This window comes from Citrobacter sp. Cb041, assembly GCF_030336655.1.
GTDB classification, from domain to species: Bacteria; Pseudomonadota; Gammaproteobacteria; order Enterobacterales; family Enterobacteriaceae; genus Citrobacter; species Citrobacter braakii.
This window is the reverse complement of sequence record NZ_JAOWDD010000028.1, coordinates 102,461-120,978: the sequence shown is the minus strand read 5'-3', so window position 1 is coordinate 120,978 and position 18,518 is coordinate 102,461. Positions and strand designations below refer to the sequence as shown.

Sequence of the window (18,518 nt, the reverse complement as noted above, 5' to 3'; positions counted from 1 at the left end):
GTTTATGAGCCACTGGTCGGGATCGGCATCTGCGATTTACGGCTCATCAGGAAAAATACCGCCAGCCCTGCCAGTAAAATGCCCGGCGCAGAAGCCGCCATCACGCCTACCGTTCCTGTGCCGAGCGCTAACATTTTTCCTGCCAGCAGCGGGCCGCTCATCGCCCCCAGACGCCCAACGGCGACGGCGGTACCCACGCCTGTCGCGCGGATCTGCGTACTGTAAAACAGCGGAGCCAGCGCATACAGCACGCTTTGTCCTCCAGTGGCAAACATCCCCGCCACAAATCCGGCCATCAGCATACCGCTCAATGACGACACCGTCCCCAGCGCCAGCAACGAAGCCAACATCCCGGTGTAGATCAGAAGCGACATGACCACCGGGCGCAGTTTGTCCATTAACGCCCCGAGAATTAACGTGCCGCTGGCCGCACCGATTTGCAGAGCAAACATCACGCCAGCCGCCTGCGAGGGCTGAAAGCCCTGCTCCACCAGCAGCATCGGCAGCCAGTTAATCAGCATATACACCACCAGCAGGGTGAAGAAATAGCACAGCCACAGCAGCAGCGTGGCGGTGGCGGTAGCGGGTGCGAACAGGGCGCGCAACGGCGCGGCGGCCACCTGCGTTTGCTGGGCATAAACCTGTGATTCTGGCAGCCAGCGCATCAACAACGGCACCAGCAGCAGCGGGATCACTCCGCCAACCCAGAACACCGTTTGCCAGGCGGCGGCCAGACCGCTAAACCCGAGCGCCGCCGCTAACGCCGCGCCAATCGGCACGCCACAGTACATCAGGCTCACCGCCGTACCGCGAAAACGCGGGCCCGCCGCTTCGGAGGTCAGCGCGATCAGATTCGGCAACGCCGCGCCCAACCCGACGCCGGTCATCAGACGGGCAAACACCAGCGACGAGAAATCCCAGGAAATCGCCGTCGCCAGCGAGAACAGACCGAACAGCGCCACGGAGGCAATAAGAATGCGCTTGCGCCCATAGCGATCGGCCAGCATGCCGCCCACCAGCGCGCCGGGCAGCAGTCCGAGAATGCCCGCACTGAAGATCCAGCCCATCTGCATTTTATCCAGCGCAAACGCCTGGGCGATACCGACGGCAGCGATCCCGGCGGCCTGTAGATCCAGCCCTTCCATCAGGGCAACTAAAAAGCAAAGCCCGACGGTTAACGTCAGGCGGTAAGATGTGGGGGTACGGGTAGTCATAAGATGTACCTCTGAGGTCACGATGCAGGTGAGTCGCGGCTGATACGTTGCCAGCCGCGTAATCATTTTTATTTGCTATTGCGCAGATCCAGCGCCACGTCGACGATCATATCTTCCTGGCCGCCCACCATTCGGCGTTTGCCCAGTTCAACCAGAATATCGACCGCGCTCAGGCCATAACGCGCCGCCGCCACTTCGCAGTGACGCAAGAAGCTGGAGTACACCCCGGCATAGCCCAGTGCCAGCGTTTCGCGATCCACCCGCACCGGACGGTCCTGCAGTGGACGCACCAGATCGTCGGCGGCGTCCATCAGCGCATACAGATCGGTGCCGTGCTGCCAGCCGAGCTTATCCGCAGCGGCGATAAACACTTCCAGCGGCGCGTTGCCCGCGCCAGCGCCCATACCCGCCAGGCTGGCGTCGATACGGTCGCAGCCCTCTTCCACCGCGGCAATCGAGTTCGCCACGCCGAGGCTCAGGTTGTGATGCGCATGCATTCCGGTTTCTGTCTCCGGCTTCAGCACCGCTTTCAGGGCGCGGAAGCGGGCGCGAATATCGCTCATATTCATCGCCCCGCCAGAATCGACCACGTAGATACACGTCGCGCCGTAGTTTTCCATCAGCTTCGCCTGCTGCGCCAGATTCTCCGGCGTGGTCATATGGCTCATCATCAGAAAGCCGACGGTATCCATGCCGAGCTCACGCGCGTACTGAATATGCTGGGCCGACACGTCCGCTTCGGTGCAGTGGGTCGCCACGCGCACCACTCGCGCGCCGGCCTGATACGCGTTTTTCAGGTCATGAAGAGTGCCGATGCCCGGCAGCAACAGCGTGGCGATCTTTGCGTGTTTGACCACGTCTGCTGCCGCTTCAATCCACTCGAGGTCGCTGTGCGCGCCAAAGCCGTAGTTAAAGCTGGAACCTTGTAAACCGTCGCCGTGGGCCACCTCAATGGAATCAACCCGCGCATCGTCCAGCGCTTTGGCAATCTGGCGCACGTTTTCCAGCGAATACTGGTGGCGAATCGCATGCATACCGTCGCGCAGGGTCACGTCAGAGATATAGAGTTTTTTACCGTTCATGCTGCTTCTCCTGCCTGACGGGTGAGTGACTGCGCCATCTGCTCAGCGGTCGCCAGCGCGCTGGAGGTCATAATGTCGAGGTTGCCCGCATAGGCGGGTAAATAGTGCGCCGCACCTTCCACTTCCAGATACACCGCGGTTTTCAGCCCGGAAAACTGACCAATACCCGGCAGATTCACCGGTTTATCCTCCGGGATGACTTCAAACTGGACGCGCTGTTTCAGGCGATAGCCCGGCACATACGCCTGCACCGCCGCCGCCATGTCATTAATCGACGCTTCAACTTCAAGCTGGGAGGCCGCTTCGCTCAACACATACACCGTGTCGCGCATCATCAGCGGCGGCTCAGCCGGGTTAAGTACGATAATGGCTTTGCCTTTAGCCGCGCCCCCCACCACTTCAATCGCCTTCGAGGTGGTTTCGGTAAACTCGTCGATATTGGCGCGGGTGCCCGGTCCCGCAGATTTACTGGCGATCGAGGCGATAATTTCGGCGTAATGGACTTTTGCCACGCGAGAAACCGCCGCCACCATCGGGATGGTCGCCTGCCCGCCGCAGGTCACCATATTGACGTTCTGTTGGTCAACGTTAGCCTCCAGGTTCACCACCGGGACGCAGTACGGGCCGATCGCTGCGGGCGTCAGGTCGATCAGACGGATCCCCGGTTTTACGGCGCGCAGCGCGGCGTCATTTTTCACGTGCGCGCCCGCGCTGGTGGCATCAAACACGATGTCGATGTCGGCGAATTCTGGCATCGCAAGAAGCCCCGTCACCCCTTCATGGGTGGTGGCAACGCCCATACGCCGGGCGCGTGCCAGACCGTCGGATTGCGGATCAATCCCCACCATCACCGCCATCTCCAGACGTACGCCGTGACGCAGAATTTTAATCATCAAATCGGTGCCGATGTTGCCAGAGCCGATAATGGCGACTTTACGCTTACTCATGACTGACTTCCTTTTGTAACCGCCGCTGAAAAGGTGGCGGCAACTGAACCAATACCGTCGATATGGGCTTCGAAACGATCGCCCGCATTCACCGCCACCATCGGGCCTAACGCCCCGGTGAGAATAATGTCCCCGGCACGCAGCGGCTCGCCGAGGCTGGCCATTTTGCGCGCCAGCCACACGGCGGCGTTGATCGGATGTCCCAGACATTCGCTACCGCGCCCGCTGGAAACCTCTTCGTTATTGCGCGTCATTTTCATCGCACAGTTTTTCAGATCTAATCCTGCCGGACGTTGTGCCGGGCCGCCGACCACATACACGCCACAGGAGGCGTTATCCGCCACGGTATCAACAAACTTGATCGACCAGTCGCGAATACGGCTGCCGACCACTTCCAACGCGGGTAGCACCCACTCGATGGCGTTGTACAGCTCGTCAAAGGTGGTATCGGCATTGGGCAGATCGCGGTTCAGCACCAGCGCAATCTCCGCTTCAATACGCGGTTGTAGCACGCGGGCAAACGCAATGGTGTCGTTGTCGCCGTAGCACATATCTGCGAACAGCGTGCCGAAGTCCGGCTGATCGACGCCCAGCTGCTGTTGCACTTTCGGGTGCGTTAGTCCCACTTTGCGCCCGACGACGCGACGCCCTCGTGCCACGTCATACTGCACATTGATACGCTGAATGGCGTAGGCCGCTTCGGCGTTATCCACGCCGATCAGTTCACGCAGCGGGGCGATAGCGTCCCCTTTTTCCTCAGCCTGACGTAAATCGGCGGCTAACTGCTCAAGATTAAGATTCGTCATGTCCGTTCCTTAAGGGCGTGCGAGGAAGTTCAGCACCAGCTGGTTAAAAGCTTCCGCATGTTCCCACTGTGCCCAGTGCCCGCAGTCGCGGTAGATGTGCAGCTCAGACCCGGCAATCCCGGAGAGCAGGCGCAGGCCGGCGTCCATCGGCACAAAGCGGTCGTTGCGTCCCCAGACAATCAGGGTCTGGGCTTTGATTTCCCCCAGGCGCGGGCTGAAATCCGGAAACTGTTTCGGGTTGGCTTCAAGGCTGTGGACAAAGTTTTCCAGGTGATCGCGACGCGACAGCATGTTATTCAGACGCGCCTCAAACAGCGCCTCGGTCAGGTCGCTGGTGTCGAAGACAAAGATCTCCATCATCAGCTTCAGGTTCTCGATGGTCGGTTCTCGGTACAGCTGATTCAGGCGCTTGATGCCTTCGGTCGGCATCGGGGTAAACAGGCTCATGCCCCCCGTCCCGCCGCCCATCAGCACCAGCTTACCCACACGCTCCGGCCAGCTCAGGGTGAACGCCACGGCACTGTGGCCCCCCATCGAGTTGCCCAGCAGATGGATTTTCTGAATATCCAACTGATCGACCACGCTTTTCAGGATGCGAGCATTAAGATCGGATCGCGAACCGCGGTTAACGATGCCATCGCTTTTGCCCCAGCCAGGACAATCCAGCAGGATCACCCGGTATCCAGCCTCCACCAGCGGATCGATATTGCGGCTGAAGTTCGCCCAGCCCGTCGCACCCGGACCAGATCCATGCAACAGCACGACGGTCTCTTCGCCCTGCCCACAGTCATTGAAATGCACGCGCAGCGTTTCGCCTGCTTCCTGCACCTGCAGAAAACGACTGGTTGCGGCTTCGGTTTGCGGTTGGTAAGTCATGATGTTCTCCTGCATATTCAGTTCTGTTTCAGTTCTGTGTGGTGGCGCTCAGGGAGCCGAATCCAGCGATCCACTCTGGGATCGGGCGGTAATAACGGCCTTCGCTGCGCCAGTTGCCAAAGGCAGAAATAGCGGCGAAGGCAGCAACCCAGGTTTTAACTTCGTGCGTTGATTTGCCCGCCATCGCGGACAGTTCTTCGTTACTGACCGCGTCCAGCTCCTGCAAACGTCCCTGTTCAAGCAGCGTCATAAAGCGGTTATCCCAGACAGGGTTAAGCGGATGCAGCGTGTTTTGATCGGCCACAAACTTCTCGGCGGCGCTGATCACCCGCTGCTGGCGCAGCTCGCGCTCGTTTTCAGGCAGTTGTTTGCCGCTGCCGAGCAGGCGGTCGCGCATATGGGCATCGGCCTTCGCCAGCTCCGGGACCGGCGGCTGATGCGACAGGCCGCCGGAGCCTAAAAACAGCACACGCTGATTCAGCGAGCTGGCGAATCGGCCAATCGCTTCACCGAGCATGCGGGTACGCTGAAAGCCCGGCAGCGGCGTGGCGACGCCGTTAATAAACACTGGCAGCACCGGCACGTTATCCAGACCGCCGAGCAAAAACTCCAGCGGCTGCGCGAAGCCGTGATCGACCTGCATGTTGTAGGACACGGCGAGATCGATGCCGCTTTTCATTACCGCGTGGGCGCAGGCTTCAGCGAGATCTGTCGGCACCGGCAGCTCCCCCGCCGCGCTGCCGAAATCGCCGATCGCCGTAGCGCCTACGCCTAAACAGAACGGCGGCATCACGTCGTAGAAAAATCCGTTGTAGTGATCGGGGGCAAACAGCACCACCAGTTCAGGGTCGAACGCCGCAATACGTGCCCGGGCGCTAGCGATCACACCGTTAACCTCGTCGAGCACGGCCTGCGCCGGGTCGACGTAACCCACCAGCGGCGAGTGGGAAAGACAGTGAAGATAAGCGTGCATATCAGGCCACCTTTTCAGCGGGAATGTGGGCATTAACGCGGGTGAGCGTCATCACCGACGCCAGTTTATTCAGGGTACTGCCCAGGGTTTGCGGAATGGCGATGGCGGCCACAAAGCGGTCCGGGCGTATCACCACCAGCGCGGCGTTGTGCTGGGCAAACCACGCGCGCAGGCGGTTTTGCGTATCGCCAATGCGGGTAACGCCGTCGTGGTTATCCTGATCGGTTTGTATCTGTGTATCCGGCACCACCTGGATAAACTGCGTCCCCAGCGCCTGCCACTGTTGGATCTGCGCCTCGCTCATGCCCCACAGCGGGTTACAGCCCCAACCGATCACCGCGAAATTCGGCCCGATGACGTTGTCGAGCAGCGTCACTTCACCTGATTCCAGCGTTACCTTCGGCTGGATAAACATCTTGCCAACGGGAGAGGTTTTCGCGTCGCCTTCACGCACCAGCGCCCCGGCGTGGTACTGCGGCATCGGCTTAAAGCGCATTTCAAGGAAGTAGCGTTTGACCGGCGGAATGTAGTTCAGCAGCCAGGAAACCCCGTCGCGCACCGCGCCGTGCCAGCGTTTCGGCGGCGCAAGTACGTTGCCTGCGGTCACCGAGAGATCGATCATCGCTTTGGCGTGGTCGCGGCGCTCCTGCTGGTAGGTATCCAACAGCTCATCACCGGCTTTACCCTCAATCACCAGCGCCAGTTTCCACGCCAGATTGAAGGCATCGCGCATGCCGCTGTTGTACCCCTGCCCTTGCCAGACCGGCATAATGTGCGCCGCATCGCCCGCCAGCAGCACGCGGTCAATGCGAAAACGTTCGGCCAGACGTGCGTTATGGGTATATACGCGCTGGCGGATCAGCTCGACGTTGTCCGGGTTCGGCAGCACTTTGCTCAAAAGCTGGCGCATATTCTGCGGTTCGCTGAGCTGCGCTTCGGTTTCCCCTGGCATTACCATAAATTCAAAGCGGCGCACCGCGTGCGGCAGCGCGGCGGAGACATACGGGCGCACCGGATCGCAGCACAGATACACATGCGGCGTGCTGAGCGGATCGTTAGCGATATCCACCACAATCCACTGATTCGGCGCGGTTTTGCCTTCAAATGGCACATTCAGCGAACGTCTGACGTTGCTGGCCCCACCGTCGCAGGCCACCAGCCACTGAGCTTTCACCGTTTCACGCTGGCCATCCGGCGCTTTCAGGTTCAACGTCACTTCACCATTTTGCTGGCTGAAGGCTTCCAGTTCGCGAGAGAACAGGCAGCGCACGTTGGGAAAACGCGACAGCCCTTCCAGCATCACCGCGTCTACCTGCGGCTGAATAAACGCGTTGCGGCGCGACCAGCCAAATTCGTCAGTCATCGGCTGGATATCAGCAAAACAGCGCCCTTTCGGAGTGAGAAAGCGCATCGCATGCCACGGCGTGGTGTGCGGCAGAACATTTTCGACCAGACCGACGGACTGCATGGTGCGCAGCGCTTCATCGTCAATGCCGATGGCGCGAGGATAGTCGATAAGGGTATCGAGCTTCTCCACCACCAGCACCTCAATGCCCATCTGGCCAAGATAGTTCGCCATCATCAGCCCTACCGGACCGGCTCCGGCAATCGCTACCTGCACGGTGTGCTGCACAGCGGGTTGGATATCTGGATTTATTGTTGTCATTTCAGAACCTCACTACTCGGACAAAATGCAATTGCAGACCCTGGTGAGGCGCAATTGTTTTTTTGTTAAAAGAATGTGAACAATTTTTTATTGTGCGGTCAGTATAGAAGTGAGTTTTTGCGCTACAATCAAAACATGCCTGGATGTGCACTAAGTGCACAACGTTGTTTTAACTGTAGATTTGTCAATAAATATGAAAAGTGACGACGGTACCGAATACAAAACCGTGCGCGGGTTAACGCGCGGACTAATGTTATTAAATATGTTAAATCGTCTCGACGGCGGGGCCAGCGTTGGCCTGCTGGCAGAGCTGAGCGGCCTGCACCGCACCACGGTCAGGCGACTACTGGAAACCCTGCAGGATGAGGGTTACGTCCGGCGCAGTCTGTCCGATGACAGCTTTCGCTTAACCATTAAGGTCCGTCAGCTCAGTGAGGGATTTCGTGACGAGCAGTGGATTTCTGCGCTCGCCGCCCCGCTGTTGGGGGATTTGCTGCGCGAGGTCATCTGGCCGACCGACGTTTCCACGCTGGATGTGGACGCGATGGTGGTGCGTGAAACCACCCATCGCTTCAGCCGCCTGTCGTTTCATCGGGCGATGGTCGGGCGTCGTTTGCCGCTGCTGAAAACCGCATCCGGCCTGACCTGGCTGGCATTTAGCCCGGAGAATGAACGTCAGGAACTGATTGAAATGCTGGCTTCACGACCGGGAGATGAGTTCCAGTTGGCGCGCGAACCGCTGAAGCTCGACGCCATTTTGAGCCGTGCGCGAAAAGACGGTTTTGGCCAGAACTTTCGCGGTTGGGATCAGGAGGAGAAAATCGCCTCCATCGCCGTCCCCATTCGCAGTGAACAGCGGGTGATCGGCTGCCTGAATCTGGTGTATATGGCCAGCGCCATGACCATCGAACAGGCCGCGGAAAAACACCTTCCGGCCTTACAAAAGGTGGCGAAACAGATAGAGGACGGCGTTGAGTCGCAGGAGATTTTGGTTGCCGGGAGGTGAGATGGATCACAGTTAAGCGGATCATCTGATTAATAGCTGAGATAACTCACTCACCGACCGATATAACACTGTGGCGTCTTGCCCTAAATATATCTTCATCACATAGTGTGCATTCGTTTTCTGCCAGGAGGCTGCATGTTAAAGGTCATTGCCGAAGATTTCATCAAACCTGAGTATATTGAAACCGTTCTCCCTTGGTACCGTGAGCTAATATCGGCGACGAAGAAAGAGCCGCAATGCATTGCTTATGACCTCTATATTGATGAAAAAGATCCGGGGCATTTTATTTTTATCGAAGAATGGCCAAACCACGCGGCTCTCGATGAACATTGTGCCAGTGAGCATTTCCGGCGACTTGTGCCGTTAATCGATCAATACACGCGCCAGGAAGCACGTTACATACTGATGGATGACGTGGTAATTCCAGGTGCCTCGTCAAAATAAAAAAACAGAATGGAATTTGCTATTTGGCTCAAATGGATATTCCCTTCTGACAAAAATACGCATAAAAAAACCGAAACCCCGCTTCTGAAAAGTGCAGGATTTCGGTTTTCATTCACTCTGAAGGGCTTCAGACCTTAAGCAGTTTCACCGTCTCGTCGATATCGATTTCATCTTCCGAGAAGATCAGCGTCGTGCCCTGGAAGGTGGTGATGGCCAGCTTTTTCAGCGTGCGCATTTCACCAGGCTTCACGTCTGATTTCGGTCGGATGCTGTTCATCAGCACACCAACGGACAGCACCGCATTTTCTTTGTCGATACGAGTCTCAGCAGGGACTTCTTCGCTGTAGACCAGGTAAGACTTGATCGCCGTGAGCTTCAGACGCTCGCCGGCGATATAGATGTATTTGCTGTCGGGTATGACTTTTACCGCGTAGGCAGATAAGCCTTTGTTGTTGGTGGTAGGCTCAAAGGTCACCGCCGCGTCTTTCTTGATCAGCTCAGGATTAGCAACCTTAATCACATGAAAATAGCGGTTGTCGCCGTTTTCATCTTTGATAAATCCAAAGCCTTTATCTTTAAACCACGTTGTGATTGTTCCGTTCATTGCTGTTTCCGCCTGATTAAACCTATTACTTGTAGAGTATACCTACTCAATTTGCGCGCAGTGTAAAACACAGGCCATGTCTTTGGCTACTCGTTACCCCAACGATTGAGGAACTCCGCGATATCATCGATACGCTGTGCGTCGACTCCGGCCTTGGTTGCCATCTCCTGCTGCGCTTCTTCGCTGATTTCTTCATTGTTCATCAAACGAGTGATCAACTGCTGGAAGTAGCGTGCCAGTGCGTCGCGTTCTGTATCGCTCACCGGCTTTGCAGCTTCAGTCGCGTATTCGTCGGCGATATCATAAAATTTTAGCGGAATGTCGTTGTTCATCGGGTGCTCCGGGGTAAATGCGTGTGCCAGCAGTTGCCTGCCGCGTCTGGTGTGAATGATAGCATTCTTATTTCATGGTTCGCGATATGTTTTATTGGCTGCAATACGTTGCATATATCAACACTATTTTCTGGAGCCGCTTCGAATTTAATAAATCTACTCTTATTTAAATGACGTTTTTCCAGTACGAGATAATGGCTGCGAATTAAATAAAGAGTCGCAAAGGAAATATTCAATTACTTTAATTCTAATTACATTATCGATCTCTGCCATCTGCTATTGGCCCAATTTCATCGCTAGTCGCCCATTTGCCCACATTCATCTTCTGGGCAACACTCTACGATGACACCACTGACCCAACATGTGGAGCAAACACCATGAACATCACGCAAATCCGTAACGCCACACAGCGCATCACCTTTGGCGGTAAAACCTTTCTGATCGATCCAATGCTGGCGGCAAAAGGGACTTATCCGGGCTTTACCGGAACGGCACGCGCCGAGATCCGCAACCCGACTGTGGAACTGCCCGTTGATGTCGACACCCTGCTCAACGTCGATGCGCTGATCGTGACCCATCTGCATGAAGATCATTGGGATGAGGCTGCTGCTCGTATCGTACCGAAAGACAAACCGATCTATGTACAAAATGAGCAGGATAAGCAGGTGCTGCGAAAGCAGGGTTTCACGCAACTGACCGTACTGGCACACAGCACCACGCTCGGCGACATCACCCTGCGTAAAACCGGCGGCCAGCACGGTTCGGATCGCGCTTACGCCATCCCGCAAATGGCGGAGCGTCTGGGTGATGCCTGCGGGGTTATCTTCCAGCATCCGGCGGAAAAAACGCTGTATCTGGTCGGGGACACTCTCTGGCGCGACGAGGTGGAAACCAACATGCGGACGTTCCTGCCTGGCGTGGTTATTTTGAACGCAGGTTTTGCCCACGTTATCGGGTTTGGCCCAATCATCATGGGCGCAGAAGATGTGCTAAAAACCCACTTCACGCTGCCAGAAGCACAAATTGTGGCGACCCACATGGAGGCAATTAACCACTGTCTTCTGACTCGCGCGGCTCTAAAAGAGTACGCCCACGATAACCAGATTGCGCAATTTGTTAACGTACCGGAAGATGGCGAAACCCTGACGTTTTAATATCCACAAAGGAATCGTATGCAACCGCTTAACGTCGCCATTGTTGCCGTGGAAGATTTCAGCCCGTTTCACTTCTCGGTGCCGTGCATCATTTTCAGTGACAAAGTAGCGGCGAAGAAACGCTTCGAGGTGCAACTTTGCGCCGAACAGCCAGGTATCGTTTCCTCGCAGGATGGCTTTTCCATTACCGCAGCTCACGGCTATGAAGCAGTGGAGGCCGCCGACATCGTGGTGCTCCCCTACTGGGGCACCACGGCACATCGTCCACCACAAAGCCTGCTTGATGCGCTCAACCATGCGCGACAAAACGGCGCACAGATTGTCGGGCTATGTCTGGGGGCATTTGTCCTCGGCTATGCCGGTCTGCTCGATGGCAAACGGGCGGCTACGCATTGGGAGTTCGAGCAAGATTTTCAGGCGCGCTTCCCGGCAGCCCATCTGGATATTAACGCGCTGTACATGGATGACGACGGCATAATTACCTCGGCAGGCACCGCCGCCGCGCTGGATTGCTGTCTGTACGTCATCCGTCAGCGTTTTGGCAGCACGGCGGCGAATCAGATTGCCCGACGGATGATTGTGCCGCCGCATCGTGAGGGCGGCCAGGCACAGTTTATCGAGCAACCCGTGGCGAAAAATACCCAGGATCAGCGCATCAACGTCCTGCTCGACTATTTGCGCCAGCATCTCCACGAACCGCATAATCTCGACGAGCTGGCGCAGCGGGTGATGATGAGCCGTCGCACTTTAACCCGTCATTTTATGAAGGCCACCGGGTCAAGCGTGGCCGAATGGTTGATTGCCGAGCGTCTGCGCCGTAGTCAGATACTGCTGGAGTCCAGCCAGTTACCCGTTGAACGCATCGCCGAACAGGTCGGTTTCCAGTCGCCCATCACCTGGCGGCAGCATTTTAAATCCCACTTTGGCGTTAGCCCGGCTGAATGGCGTAAAACCTTTCGCGGCGATTAGCCACGTTTTTGCGCCAGCCAGATGGTATGCCCGGCGCAGTGCGGATCTTCCATCACCATCTCTACCACCACAAAACCGTGCTCTGACAGCAATGCGCGGTATTCATCCGGTGCGAGGCTGGCGTGAAACAGCGGTTCGCCCTCAAATTGCCCCATCGCGATACCGTTTTCCGTCCCGCTGGTAAACATCAGCGCGCTGCCGGGACGGCTGAGTCGGTCAAAAATCGGGAACATCTTTTGCTGATCCTGCTGAGTTAAATGGAAAAAACTGTCCCAGGCGATCAGACCATCGAAAGTCTCGTTAAGTCCCAGCTCGCGCATATCCTGCTCCAGCCAGCGCTGTGCGGGAAAAGAGTGCCGGGCCCGCGCCAGCATCGCCGCAGAACCATCAATTCCCGTAAGCTGAAAGCCTTGCTGAATAAAATAACCAGCAATCGGCTGACCGTTGCCGCAGCCAATATCCACAATGCTGCCCTGCCCGCCCATCACGGTGATGAACTTATCCAGCCAGCTTTTCTCGAACAGTGCGCGTGAACGCTGGCTGGCAAAGGCCTCCGCATGACGTTGGTAGATGGACAGAATGTTGTTTGCCGCAGAGTCGCTCACGATGTCCTCACTTTTTTATTCTGTTAAGCATCACGACGATAAATCCTCCAGCACACGATTTGCAACCCTGGAATGCGCCTCGCAGAACCAATGCGCAAATACCCCAAAACCGTCCCGCTGTGGCATCATAGCGCGCAGATAACGTCATGACAGGGGTGATAAACGTGAAACCGGTAACGCTATACGATGTGGCAGACCATGCAGGAGTCTCTTACCAGACCGTCTCGCGCGTCGTGAATCAGGCCAGCCACGTTTCCGCAAAAACCCGACAGAAAGTTGAGGCCGCGATGGCGGAGCTCAATTACATCCCCAACCGCGTCGCACAGCAGCTGGCGGGCAAACAGACGCCGCTGATTGGCGTCGTGACGGCGAACCTTGCCCTGCACGCCCCCTCGCAAATCGTTGCCGCCATAAAATCCCGCGCCGACCAGTCCGGGGCCAGCGTGGTGATCGCCATGGTCGAACGTAGCGGCGTTGAGGCATGTAAAGCCGCAGTCCACAACCTGCTTTCTCAACGCGTAACCGGGCTTATCATCAACTACCCGTTGGATGAAGAAGACGCCATTGCCGTGGCTGCCGCCTGCGGTACGGTGCCGGTGCTGTTTCTCGATGTCTCTGATCAGACGCCAATTAACAGCGTGATTTTCTCCCATGACGACGGCGCACGTCTCGGCGTTGAACATTTGGTGCAGCATGGGCATCAGCGTATCGCCCTGCTGAGCGGGCCACACACTTCGGTTTCGGCAAGACTTCGCCATGCGGGGTGGCATAAATATCTGGCGCACTACCAGTTGCAACCCACCGCGGAGCTGGAAGGCGACTGGAGCTCGATGTCAGGTTTTCAGCAAACGCTGCATATGCTTAATGGTGGTAATCTCCCCACCGCCATGCTGGTCGCTAATGATCAAATGGCGCTGGGCGCGATGCGGGCAATCAGCGAGTTCGGTCTGCGGGTGGCGGTTGATATCTCGGTGATCGGCTACGATGACACCGAAGACAGCGCCTGCTACATCCCACCACTGACCACCATCAGGCAGGATTTTCCGTTACTGGGTGAAACCAGCGTCGACAGACTGCTGCAACTTCCCCGTGGGACCTCAAGCGTGGGCAACCAACTGCTGCCCGTAACCCTGGTTAAGCGCAATACGGTACTGCCTCCCGATACGCAAACCCTCTCACCCCAGGTGCTGGCCGACTCACTGATCCAGCTAGCGCGGCAAGTTTCGCAGCTCACACCCAAATTGTGAACGCATAACAATTGTGTGAGTCAGTTCACTCATTGAGCGCCCCGTCCTTTACAGTTGGGATCGCTTATTCGTATTTTGATTGAAATTGTGAGCGAATAACAAATTCAAACAGGATACCGTTATGAACCTGAACACAGATTCACTCTCCGCTGTACTGGCCCGCCGTGACTGGGAAAATCCCGGCGTCACGCAGCTCAACCGCCTGGAGGCGCACCCGCCGTTTTGTAGCTGGCGCTCAGCGGATGATGCGCGCACCAATCAGCGATCAACTCAGTTACGCTCGCTAAATGGCAAGTGGCAGTTCGCCTGGTTTTCCGCGCCTGAGGCCGTGCCGGAAAGCTGGCTGACAAGCGATCTGCCACAGGCTGATACTATCAACGTCCCCTCTAACTGGCAGATGGACGGTTACGACGCGCCAATTTATACCAACGTCACCTACCCGATCCCGGTTAACCCCCCGTACGTTCCAGCGCAGAATCCGACAGGATGTTACTCGCTCACATTCAGTATCGAAGACGCGTGGTTAGATGAAGGTCAGACGCGCATTATTTTTGACGGGGTGAATTCCGCGTTTCATTTGTGGTGCAATGGTCGCTGGGTTGGCTACGGTCAGGACAGCCGCCTGCCGTCTGAATTCGATCTTAGCGATTATCTGCTGCCAGGCGAAAACCGCCTGGCTGTGATGGTGCTGCGCTGGAGCGATGGCAGTTATCTGGAAGACCAGGACATGTGGCGCATGAGCGGGATCTTTCGCGATGTATCTTTGCTGCATAAGCCCACTACGCAAATCCGCGACCTGCGCATTAACACCCGTTTTAACGACGATTTCAGCCGCGCCACGCTGGAAACAGAAGTCAGAGTGGCGGACAACGAGAGCGAAGATTTACGCGTCACCCTGCAATTGTGGGACGGTGAAACGCTCACTCACGAAACGACTTCCCTGCTCGGCAGCGAAATTATTGATGAACGCGGTGCTTATCATGATCGGGTTACCCTGCGTCTGAACGTCGAAAACCCGGCGCTGTGGAGTGCCGAAACGCCTAATCTGTACCGCGCTGTGGTCCAGTTACGTACCGCTGACGGAGTGCTGATTGAAGCGGAAGCCTGTGATGTCGGCTTTCGTCAGGTTCGTATTGAAAACGGCCTGCTGTTACTCAACGGTAAGCCGCTGTTGATTCGCGGCACCAACCGTCATGAGCACCATCCGGTCAACGGTCAGGTGATGGACGAGGCGACGATGGTGCAGGATATTCTGCTGATGAAGCAGAACAACTTTAACGCCGTGCGCTGCTCCCATTACCCGAACCATCCATTGTGGTACACCCTGTGCGATCGCTACGGCCTGTATGTGGTCGACGAAGCCAACATTGAAACCCACGGCATGGTGCCGATGAATCGCCTCACCGACGATCCCGCATGGCTGCCAGCCATGAGCCATCGCGTCACGCGCATGGTGCAACGCGATCGCAACCACCCGAGCATCATCATCTGGTCACTGGGCAATGAATCCGGGCATGGCGCCAACCATGACGCGCTCTACCGCTGGATAAAATCAGAAGATCCGTCCCGCCCGGTACAGTATGAAGGCGGCGGCGCAAATACCACAGCGACCGACATTATTTGCCCAATGTACGCCCGCGTCGATCAGGATCAGCCCTTCCCCGCGGTACCCAAATGGTCGATTAAAAAGTGGCTGTCGATGCCCGGCGAGCAGCGTCCGCTGATCCTCTGCGAATACGCCCACGCCATGGGCAACAGTTTTGGCGGCTTCGCCAAATACTGGCAAGCGTTCCGTCAATTTCCGCGCCTACAGGGCGGGTTTGTCTGGGACTGGGTAGATCAGTCGCTGATTAAATATGATGAGAACGGCAAGGCATGGTCTGCCTACGGTGGTGATTTTGGCGACACGCCTAACGATCGTCAGTTTTGCATGAACGGCCTGGTGTTCGCCGATCGCACCCCGCATCCGGCATTATACGAGGCCAAACATGTGCAGCAGTTTTTCCAGTTTACGCTGCTGCCGGGACCCAAACGCCAGATTGAAGTAACCAGCGAATATCTGTTCCGCCACAGCGATAACGAAGTTCTGCACTGGTCGATTGCCCAGGATGGCAACCCGCTGGCCGCCGGAGAAATCGTGCTGGATATCGCCCCACAGAGTCGCCAGGTGATTACCCTGCCAGATGTCCCGCTGCCGGAAACCGCCGGCCAGCTATGGCTAACGGTACGCGTAGAGCAACCTCAGGCCACCGCATGGTCAGACGCCGGGCACATTAGCGCCTGGCAGCAATGGAAGCTGGAAGAGAAACTCAGCCTGGCGCCACGGCCAACTGCCCGTACCGCACCACTGCTGAACGTGAGCGAAAACACCTTTACTGTTGAGATCAACGACAAGCGCTGGCAATTCGACCGTCAGTCTGGCCTGCTGACACAGTACTGGATTGGCGACGCAGCCCAGCTGTTAACCCCGCTTACTGACCAGTTCACCCGCGCGCCGCTGGACAACGACATCGGCGTGAGCGAGTCAACCCGCATCGACCCTAACGCCTGGGTCGAACGCTGGAAAGCCGCCGGTCATTATCTGGTCGAAGCAACGTTACTGCACTGTGCTGCCGACACGCTAAGCAATGCGGTACTGATCGCCACCGAACATGCGTGGCAGTATCAGGGCGAAACGCTATTCGTCAGCCGAAAAAGCTATCGCATTGACGGCAATGGTGAGATGCAGATAACGGTGGATGTCGACGTCGCCAGCGGCACGCCACATCCGGCCCGCATCGGCCTGAGCTGCCAACTGGCGCAGATCGCTGAGCGCGTGAACTGGTTAGGTCTCGGCCCACATGAGAACTACCCGGATCGCCTGAGCGCCGCCTGTTTTGATCGTTGGGATTTGTCGCTTGATGAGATGTACACCCCGTATGTTTTCCCTGGCGAAAACGGTCTGCGCTGCAACACGCGTGAGCTACGCTACGGCGCGCATCAATGGCGAGGGGACTTCCTGTTCAACATCAGCCGCTTTAGCCAGAAGCAACTGATGGAAACCAGCCACCGCCATCTGCTGCAACCGGAGGCTGGTACCTGGATCAATATTGATGGCTTCCATATGGGCGTGGGCGGTGACGACTCCTGGAGTCCTTCCGTTTCACCAGAGTTCCTGCTGAGTGCCGGACGCTACCACTACCAGCTGGTCTGGGGTCAAAAATAATAATAATCGGGCAGGTTCCCCCCTGCCCGCATTCATCGTAAGGAAGTCCATTATGTATTATTTGAAAAACACTAACTTTTGGATGTTCGGCTTCTTCTTTTTCTTTTACTTTTTCATTATGGGTGCCTATTTCCCCTTCTTCCCTATCTGGTTACACGATGTAAACCATATCAGTAAAGGTGACACCGGGATCATTTTCGCCTGTATTTCACTATTTTCATTATTATTCCAGCCTGTTTTCGGACTGCTTTCCGATAAGCTTGGCCTGCGTAAACACCTGCTGTGGGTAATTACCGGAATGCTGGTAATGTTTGCCCCGTTCTTTATTTACGTCTTTGGCCCGTTATTACAGGTTAATATTTTACTGGGTTCGATTGTCGGCGGGATTTACCTTGGCTTTATCTACAATGCCGGCGCCCCGGCGATTGAAGCCTATATTGAAAAAGCCAGCCGCCGAAGCAATTTTGAATTTGGTCGCGCGCGCATGTTTGGCTGCGTAGGCTGGGCGCTGTGCGCCTCGATTGCCGGGATTATGTTCACCATCAATAACCAGTTTGTCTTCTGGTTAGGTTCAGGCTGTGCGGTCATTCTGGCATTGCTGCTGCTCTTTTCAAAAACAGAGGTCCCCTCTTCTGCAAAAGTTGCGGATGCGGTAGGCGCCAACAACTCGGCATTCAGTCTGAAGCTGGCGCTGGAGTTATTTAAACAACCGAAACTCTGGTTCCTCTCCCTGTACGTGGTCGGCGTTTCCTGTACGTATGATGTGTTTGACCAGCAGTTCGCCAACTTCTTTACCTCGTTCTTTGCCACCGGCGAACAGGGTACCCGTGTGTTTGGCTACGTCACAACCATGGGGGAATTACTTAATGCCTCTATCATGTTCTTTGCGCCCCTGATTGTGAACCGCATTGGCGGAAAGAACGCCCTGCTGCTGGCCGGTACGATAATGTCGGTGCGGATCATCGGCTCCTCCTTCGCTACCTCTGCGCTGGAGGTCGTCATTCTCAAAACGCTGCATATGTTTGAAATACCGTTCCTGATCGTCGGTTGCTTCAAATACATCACCAGTCAGTTTGAAGTGCGCTTCTCGGCCACAATTTACCTGGTGTGCTTCTGTTTCTTCAAACAGTTAGCAATGATTTTCATGTCAGTTCTGGCCGGAAAAATGTATGAGAGTATTGGTTTCCAGGGGGCGTATCTGGTGCTGGGGATAATTGCGCTAAGCTTCACGTTGATTTCCGTATTTACCCTAAGTGGACCGGGGCCGTTTTCTCTGCTGCGTCGTCGCGAAAGCGTCACGCTGTAAAAGCCTCTTTGCCGGATACACCACTCACGTGGTTTATCCGGCCTTCGATGTGCCATCCTCACACGATGAGTCCTGACCTGGT

The 18,518-nt window shown here is 56.3% G+C and carries 17 protein-coding genes; 7 read left to right on the top strand and 10 right to left on the bottom strand.

The features are described 5' to 3' along the window. Nucleotides 1-2 precede the first annotated feature (2 nt). From mhpT to OGV52_RS03095, 7 genes are all read right to left on the bottom strand, one after another. Nucleotides 3-1,214, bottom strand: a complete 1,212-nt coding sequence (gene mhpT, locus OGV52_RS03125) for a 3-(3-hydroxy-phenyl)propionate transporter MhpT (protein ID WP_016155816.1) — start codon at nt 1,212-1,214, stop codon at nt 3-5. Between the two features lie 68 nt (nt 1,215-1,282). Beyond that, nucleotides 1,283-2,296 carry a 4-hydroxy-2-oxovalerate aldolase gene (mhpE, locus tag OGV52_RS03120; protein ID WP_016151976.1) on the bottom strand — a complete coding sequence of 338 codons (1,014 nt, stop codon included), beginning with the start codon at nt 2,294-2,296 and terminating at the stop codon, nt 1,283-1,285. Further along, the gene (gene mhpF, locus OGV52_RS03115) at nt 2,293-3,243 is read right to left on the bottom strand and encodes an acetaldehyde dehydrogenase (protein WP_016151975.1); all 951 of its coding nucleotides are present in this window, start codon (nt 3,241-3,243) and stop codon (nt 2,293-2,295) included. Before mhpF ends, mhpE begins: the two co-directional genes overlap by 4 nt. Beyond that, nucleotides 3,240-4,049 (bottom strand): 2-keto-4-pentenoate hydratase, encoded by an 810-nt coding sequence (gene mhpD / locus OGV52_RS03110; RefSeq protein WP_016151974.1) that lies wholly within the window; start codon nt 4,047-4,049, stop codon nt 3,240-3,242. Before mhpD ends, mhpF begins: the two co-directional genes overlap by 4 nt. A gap of 9 nt (nt 4,050-4,058) precedes the next feature. After that, entirely contained in the window at nt 4,059-4,925 is an 867-nt protein-coding gene (gene mhpC / locus OGV52_RS03105; RefSeq protein WP_200107481.1) for a 2-hydroxy-6-oxonona-2,4-dienedioate hydrolase, read from the bottom strand. Nucleotides 4,926-4,953: 28 nt separating this feature from the next. Further along, a complete protein-coding gene (gene mhpB, locus OGV52_RS03100) occupies nt 4,954-5,898 on the bottom strand; it encodes a 2,3-dihydroxyphenylpropionate/2,3-dihydroxicinnamic acid 1,2-dioxygenase (protein WP_016151972.1) in 945 nt (314 codons plus the stop codon). 1 nt (nt 5,899) lies between these two features. After that, on the bottom strand, nt 5,900-7,564 hold the full coding sequence (locus OGV52_RS03095) for a bifunctional 3-(3-hydroxy-phenyl)propionate/3-hydroxycinnamic acid hydroxylase (protein ID WP_287108072.1): 1,665 nt from the start codon (nt 7,562-7,564) through the stop codon (nt 5,900-5,902). A gap of 193 nt (nt 7,565-7,757) precedes the next feature. Between OGV52_RS03095 and OGV52_RS03090 the strand changes: the two genes are divergently transcribed. Both OGV52_RS03090 and OGV52_RS03085 read left to right on the top strand, forming a co-directional pair. Continuing rightward, nucleotides 7,758-8,570, top strand: a complete 813-nt coding sequence (locus OGV52_RS03090; protein ID WP_046275638.1) for a DNA-binding transcriptional regulator — start codon at nt 7,758-7,760, stop codon at nt 8,568-8,570. 135 nt (nt 8,571-8,705) lie between these two features. Next, entirely contained in the window at nt 8,706-9,014 is a 309-nt protein-coding gene (locus OGV52_RS03085; protein WP_046275619.1) for a putative quinol monooxygenase, read from the top strand. Between the two features lie 127 nt (nt 9,015-9,141). Here OGV52_RS03085 and OGV52_RS03080 read toward each other — a convergent pair whose 3' ends face one another. Both OGV52_RS03080 and OGV52_RS03075 read right to left on the bottom strand, forming a co-directional pair. Beyond that, the gene (locus tag OGV52_RS03080; RefSeq protein WP_016151966.1) at nt 9,142-9,618 is read right to left on the bottom strand and encodes a cold-shock protein; all 477 of its coding nucleotides are present in this window, start codon (nt 9,616-9,618) and stop codon (nt 9,142-9,144) included. Between the two features lie 86 nt (nt 9,619-9,704). Beyond that, on the bottom strand, nt 9,705-9,950 hold the full coding sequence (locus tag OGV52_RS03075) for a YmjA family protein (RefSeq protein WP_287108070.1): 246 nt from the start codon (nt 9,948-9,950) through the stop codon (nt 9,705-9,707). 377 nt (nt 9,951-10,327) lie between these two features. Between OGV52_RS03075 and OGV52_RS03070 the strand changes: the two genes are divergently transcribed. Continuing rightward, entirely contained in the window at nt 10,328-11,104 is a 777-nt protein-coding gene (locus OGV52_RS03070) for an MBL fold metallo-hydrolase (RefSeq protein ID WP_047497880.1), read from the top strand. A gap of 18 nt (nt 11,105-11,122) precedes the next feature. Continuing rightward, on the top strand, nt 11,123-12,073 hold the full coding sequence (locus OGV52_RS03065) for a GlxA family transcriptional regulator (RefSeq protein WP_287108069.1): 951 nt from the start codon (nt 11,123-11,125) through the stop codon (nt 12,071-12,073). On the opposite strand, the gene OGV52_RS03060 is transcribed toward OGV52_RS03065, so the two are convergent. Beyond that, on the bottom strand, nt 12,070-12,678 hold the full coding sequence (locus tag OGV52_RS03060; RefSeq protein ID WP_141874890.1) for a class I SAM-dependent DNA methyltransferase: 609 nt from the start codon (nt 12,676-12,678) through the stop codon (nt 12,070-12,072). The two genes, OGV52_RS03065 and OGV52_RS03060, sit on opposite strands and share 4 nt — an antisense overlap. Nucleotides 12,679-12,842: 164 nt before the next feature. Here OGV52_RS03060 and OGV52_RS03055 point away from each other — a divergent pair, with 164 nt between their 5' ends. The 3 genes from OGV52_RS03055 (at nt 12,843) to OGV52_RS03045 (ending at nt 18,436) form a co-directional block, all read left to right on the top strand. Further along, nucleotides 12,843-13,925 carry a LacI family DNA-binding transcriptional regulator gene (locus OGV52_RS03055; protein WP_200079412.1) on the top strand — a complete coding sequence of 361 codons (1,083 nt, stop codon included), beginning with the start codon at nt 12,843-12,845 and terminating at the stop codon, nt 13,923-13,925. Nucleotides 13,926-14,046: 121 nt separating this feature from the next. Continuing rightward, complete coding sequence (locus tag OGV52_RS03050) at nt 14,047-17,130, top strand: beta-galactosidase (RefSeq protein ID WP_287108066.1); 3,084 nt, start codon at nt 14,047-14,049, stop codon at nt 17,128-17,130. A gap of 52 nt (nt 17,131-17,182) precedes the next feature. Further along, nucleotides 17,183-18,436 (top strand): MFS transporter, encoded by a 1,254-nt coding sequence (locus tag OGV52_RS03045; protein ID WP_016151951.1) that lies wholly within the window; start codon nt 17,183-17,185, stop codon nt 18,434-18,436. Nucleotides 18,437-18,518 lie beyond the last annotated feature (82 nt).

Excerpts from the sequence above, each read along its gene's own strand:
- mhpT (WP_016155816.1), bottom strand. The coding sequence starts at position 1,214 with ATGACTACCCGTACCCCCACATCTTACCGCCTGACGTTAACCGTCGGG.
- mhpE (WP_016151976.1), bottom strand. The coding sequence starts at position 2,296 with ATGAACGGTAAAAAACTCTATATCTCTGACGTGACCCTGCGCGACGGT.
- mhpF (WP_016151975.1), bottom strand. The coding sequence starts at position 3,243 with ATGAGTAAGCGTAAAGTCGCCATTATCGGCTCTGGCAACATCGGCACC.
- mhpD (WP_016151974.1), bottom strand. The coding sequence starts at position 4,049 with ATGACGAATCTTAATCTTGAGCAGTTAGCCGCCGATTTACGTCAGGCT.
- mhpC (WP_200107481.1), bottom strand. The coding sequence starts at position 4,925 with ATGACTTACCAACCGCAAACCGAAGCCGCAACCAGTCGTTTTCTGCAG.
- mhpB (WP_016151972.1), bottom strand. The coding sequence starts at position 5,898 with ATGCACGCTTATCTTCACTGTCTTTCCCACTCGCCGCTGGTGGGTTAC.
- OGV52_RS03095 (WP_287108072.1), bottom strand. The coding sequence starts at position 7,564 with ATGACAACAATAAATCCAGATATCCAACCCGCTGTGCAGCACACCGTG.
- OGV52_RS03090 (WP_046275638.1), top strand. The coding sequence starts at position 7,758 with ATGAAAAGTGACGACGGTACCGAATACAAAACCGTGCGCGGGTTAACG.
- OGV52_RS03085 (WP_046275619.1), top strand. The coding sequence starts at position 8,706 with ATGTTAAAGGTCATTGCCGAAGATTTCATCAAACCTGAGTATATTGAA.
- OGV52_RS03080 (WP_016151966.1), bottom strand. The coding sequence starts at position 9,618 with ATGAACGGAACAATCACAACGTGGTTTAAAGATAAAGGCTTTGGATTT.
- OGV52_RS03075 (WP_287108070.1), bottom strand. The coding sequence starts at position 9,950 with ATGAACAACGACATTCCGCTAAAATTTTATGATATCGCCGACGAATAC.
- OGV52_RS03070 (WP_047497880.1), top strand. The coding sequence starts at position 10,328 with ATGAACATCACGCAAATCCGTAACGCCACACAGCGCATCACCTTTGGC.
- OGV52_RS03065 (WP_287108069.1), top strand. The coding sequence starts at position 11,123 with ATGCAACCGCTTAACGTCGCCATTGTTGCCGTGGAAGATTTCAGCCCG.
- OGV52_RS03050 (WP_287108066.1), top strand. The coding sequence starts at position 14,047 with ATGAACCTGAACACAGATTCACTCTCCGCTGTACTGGCCCGCCGTGAC.
- OGV52_RS03045 (WP_016151951.1), top strand. The coding sequence starts at position 17,183 with ATGTATTATTTGAAAAACACTAACTTTTGGATGTTCGGCTTCTTCTTT.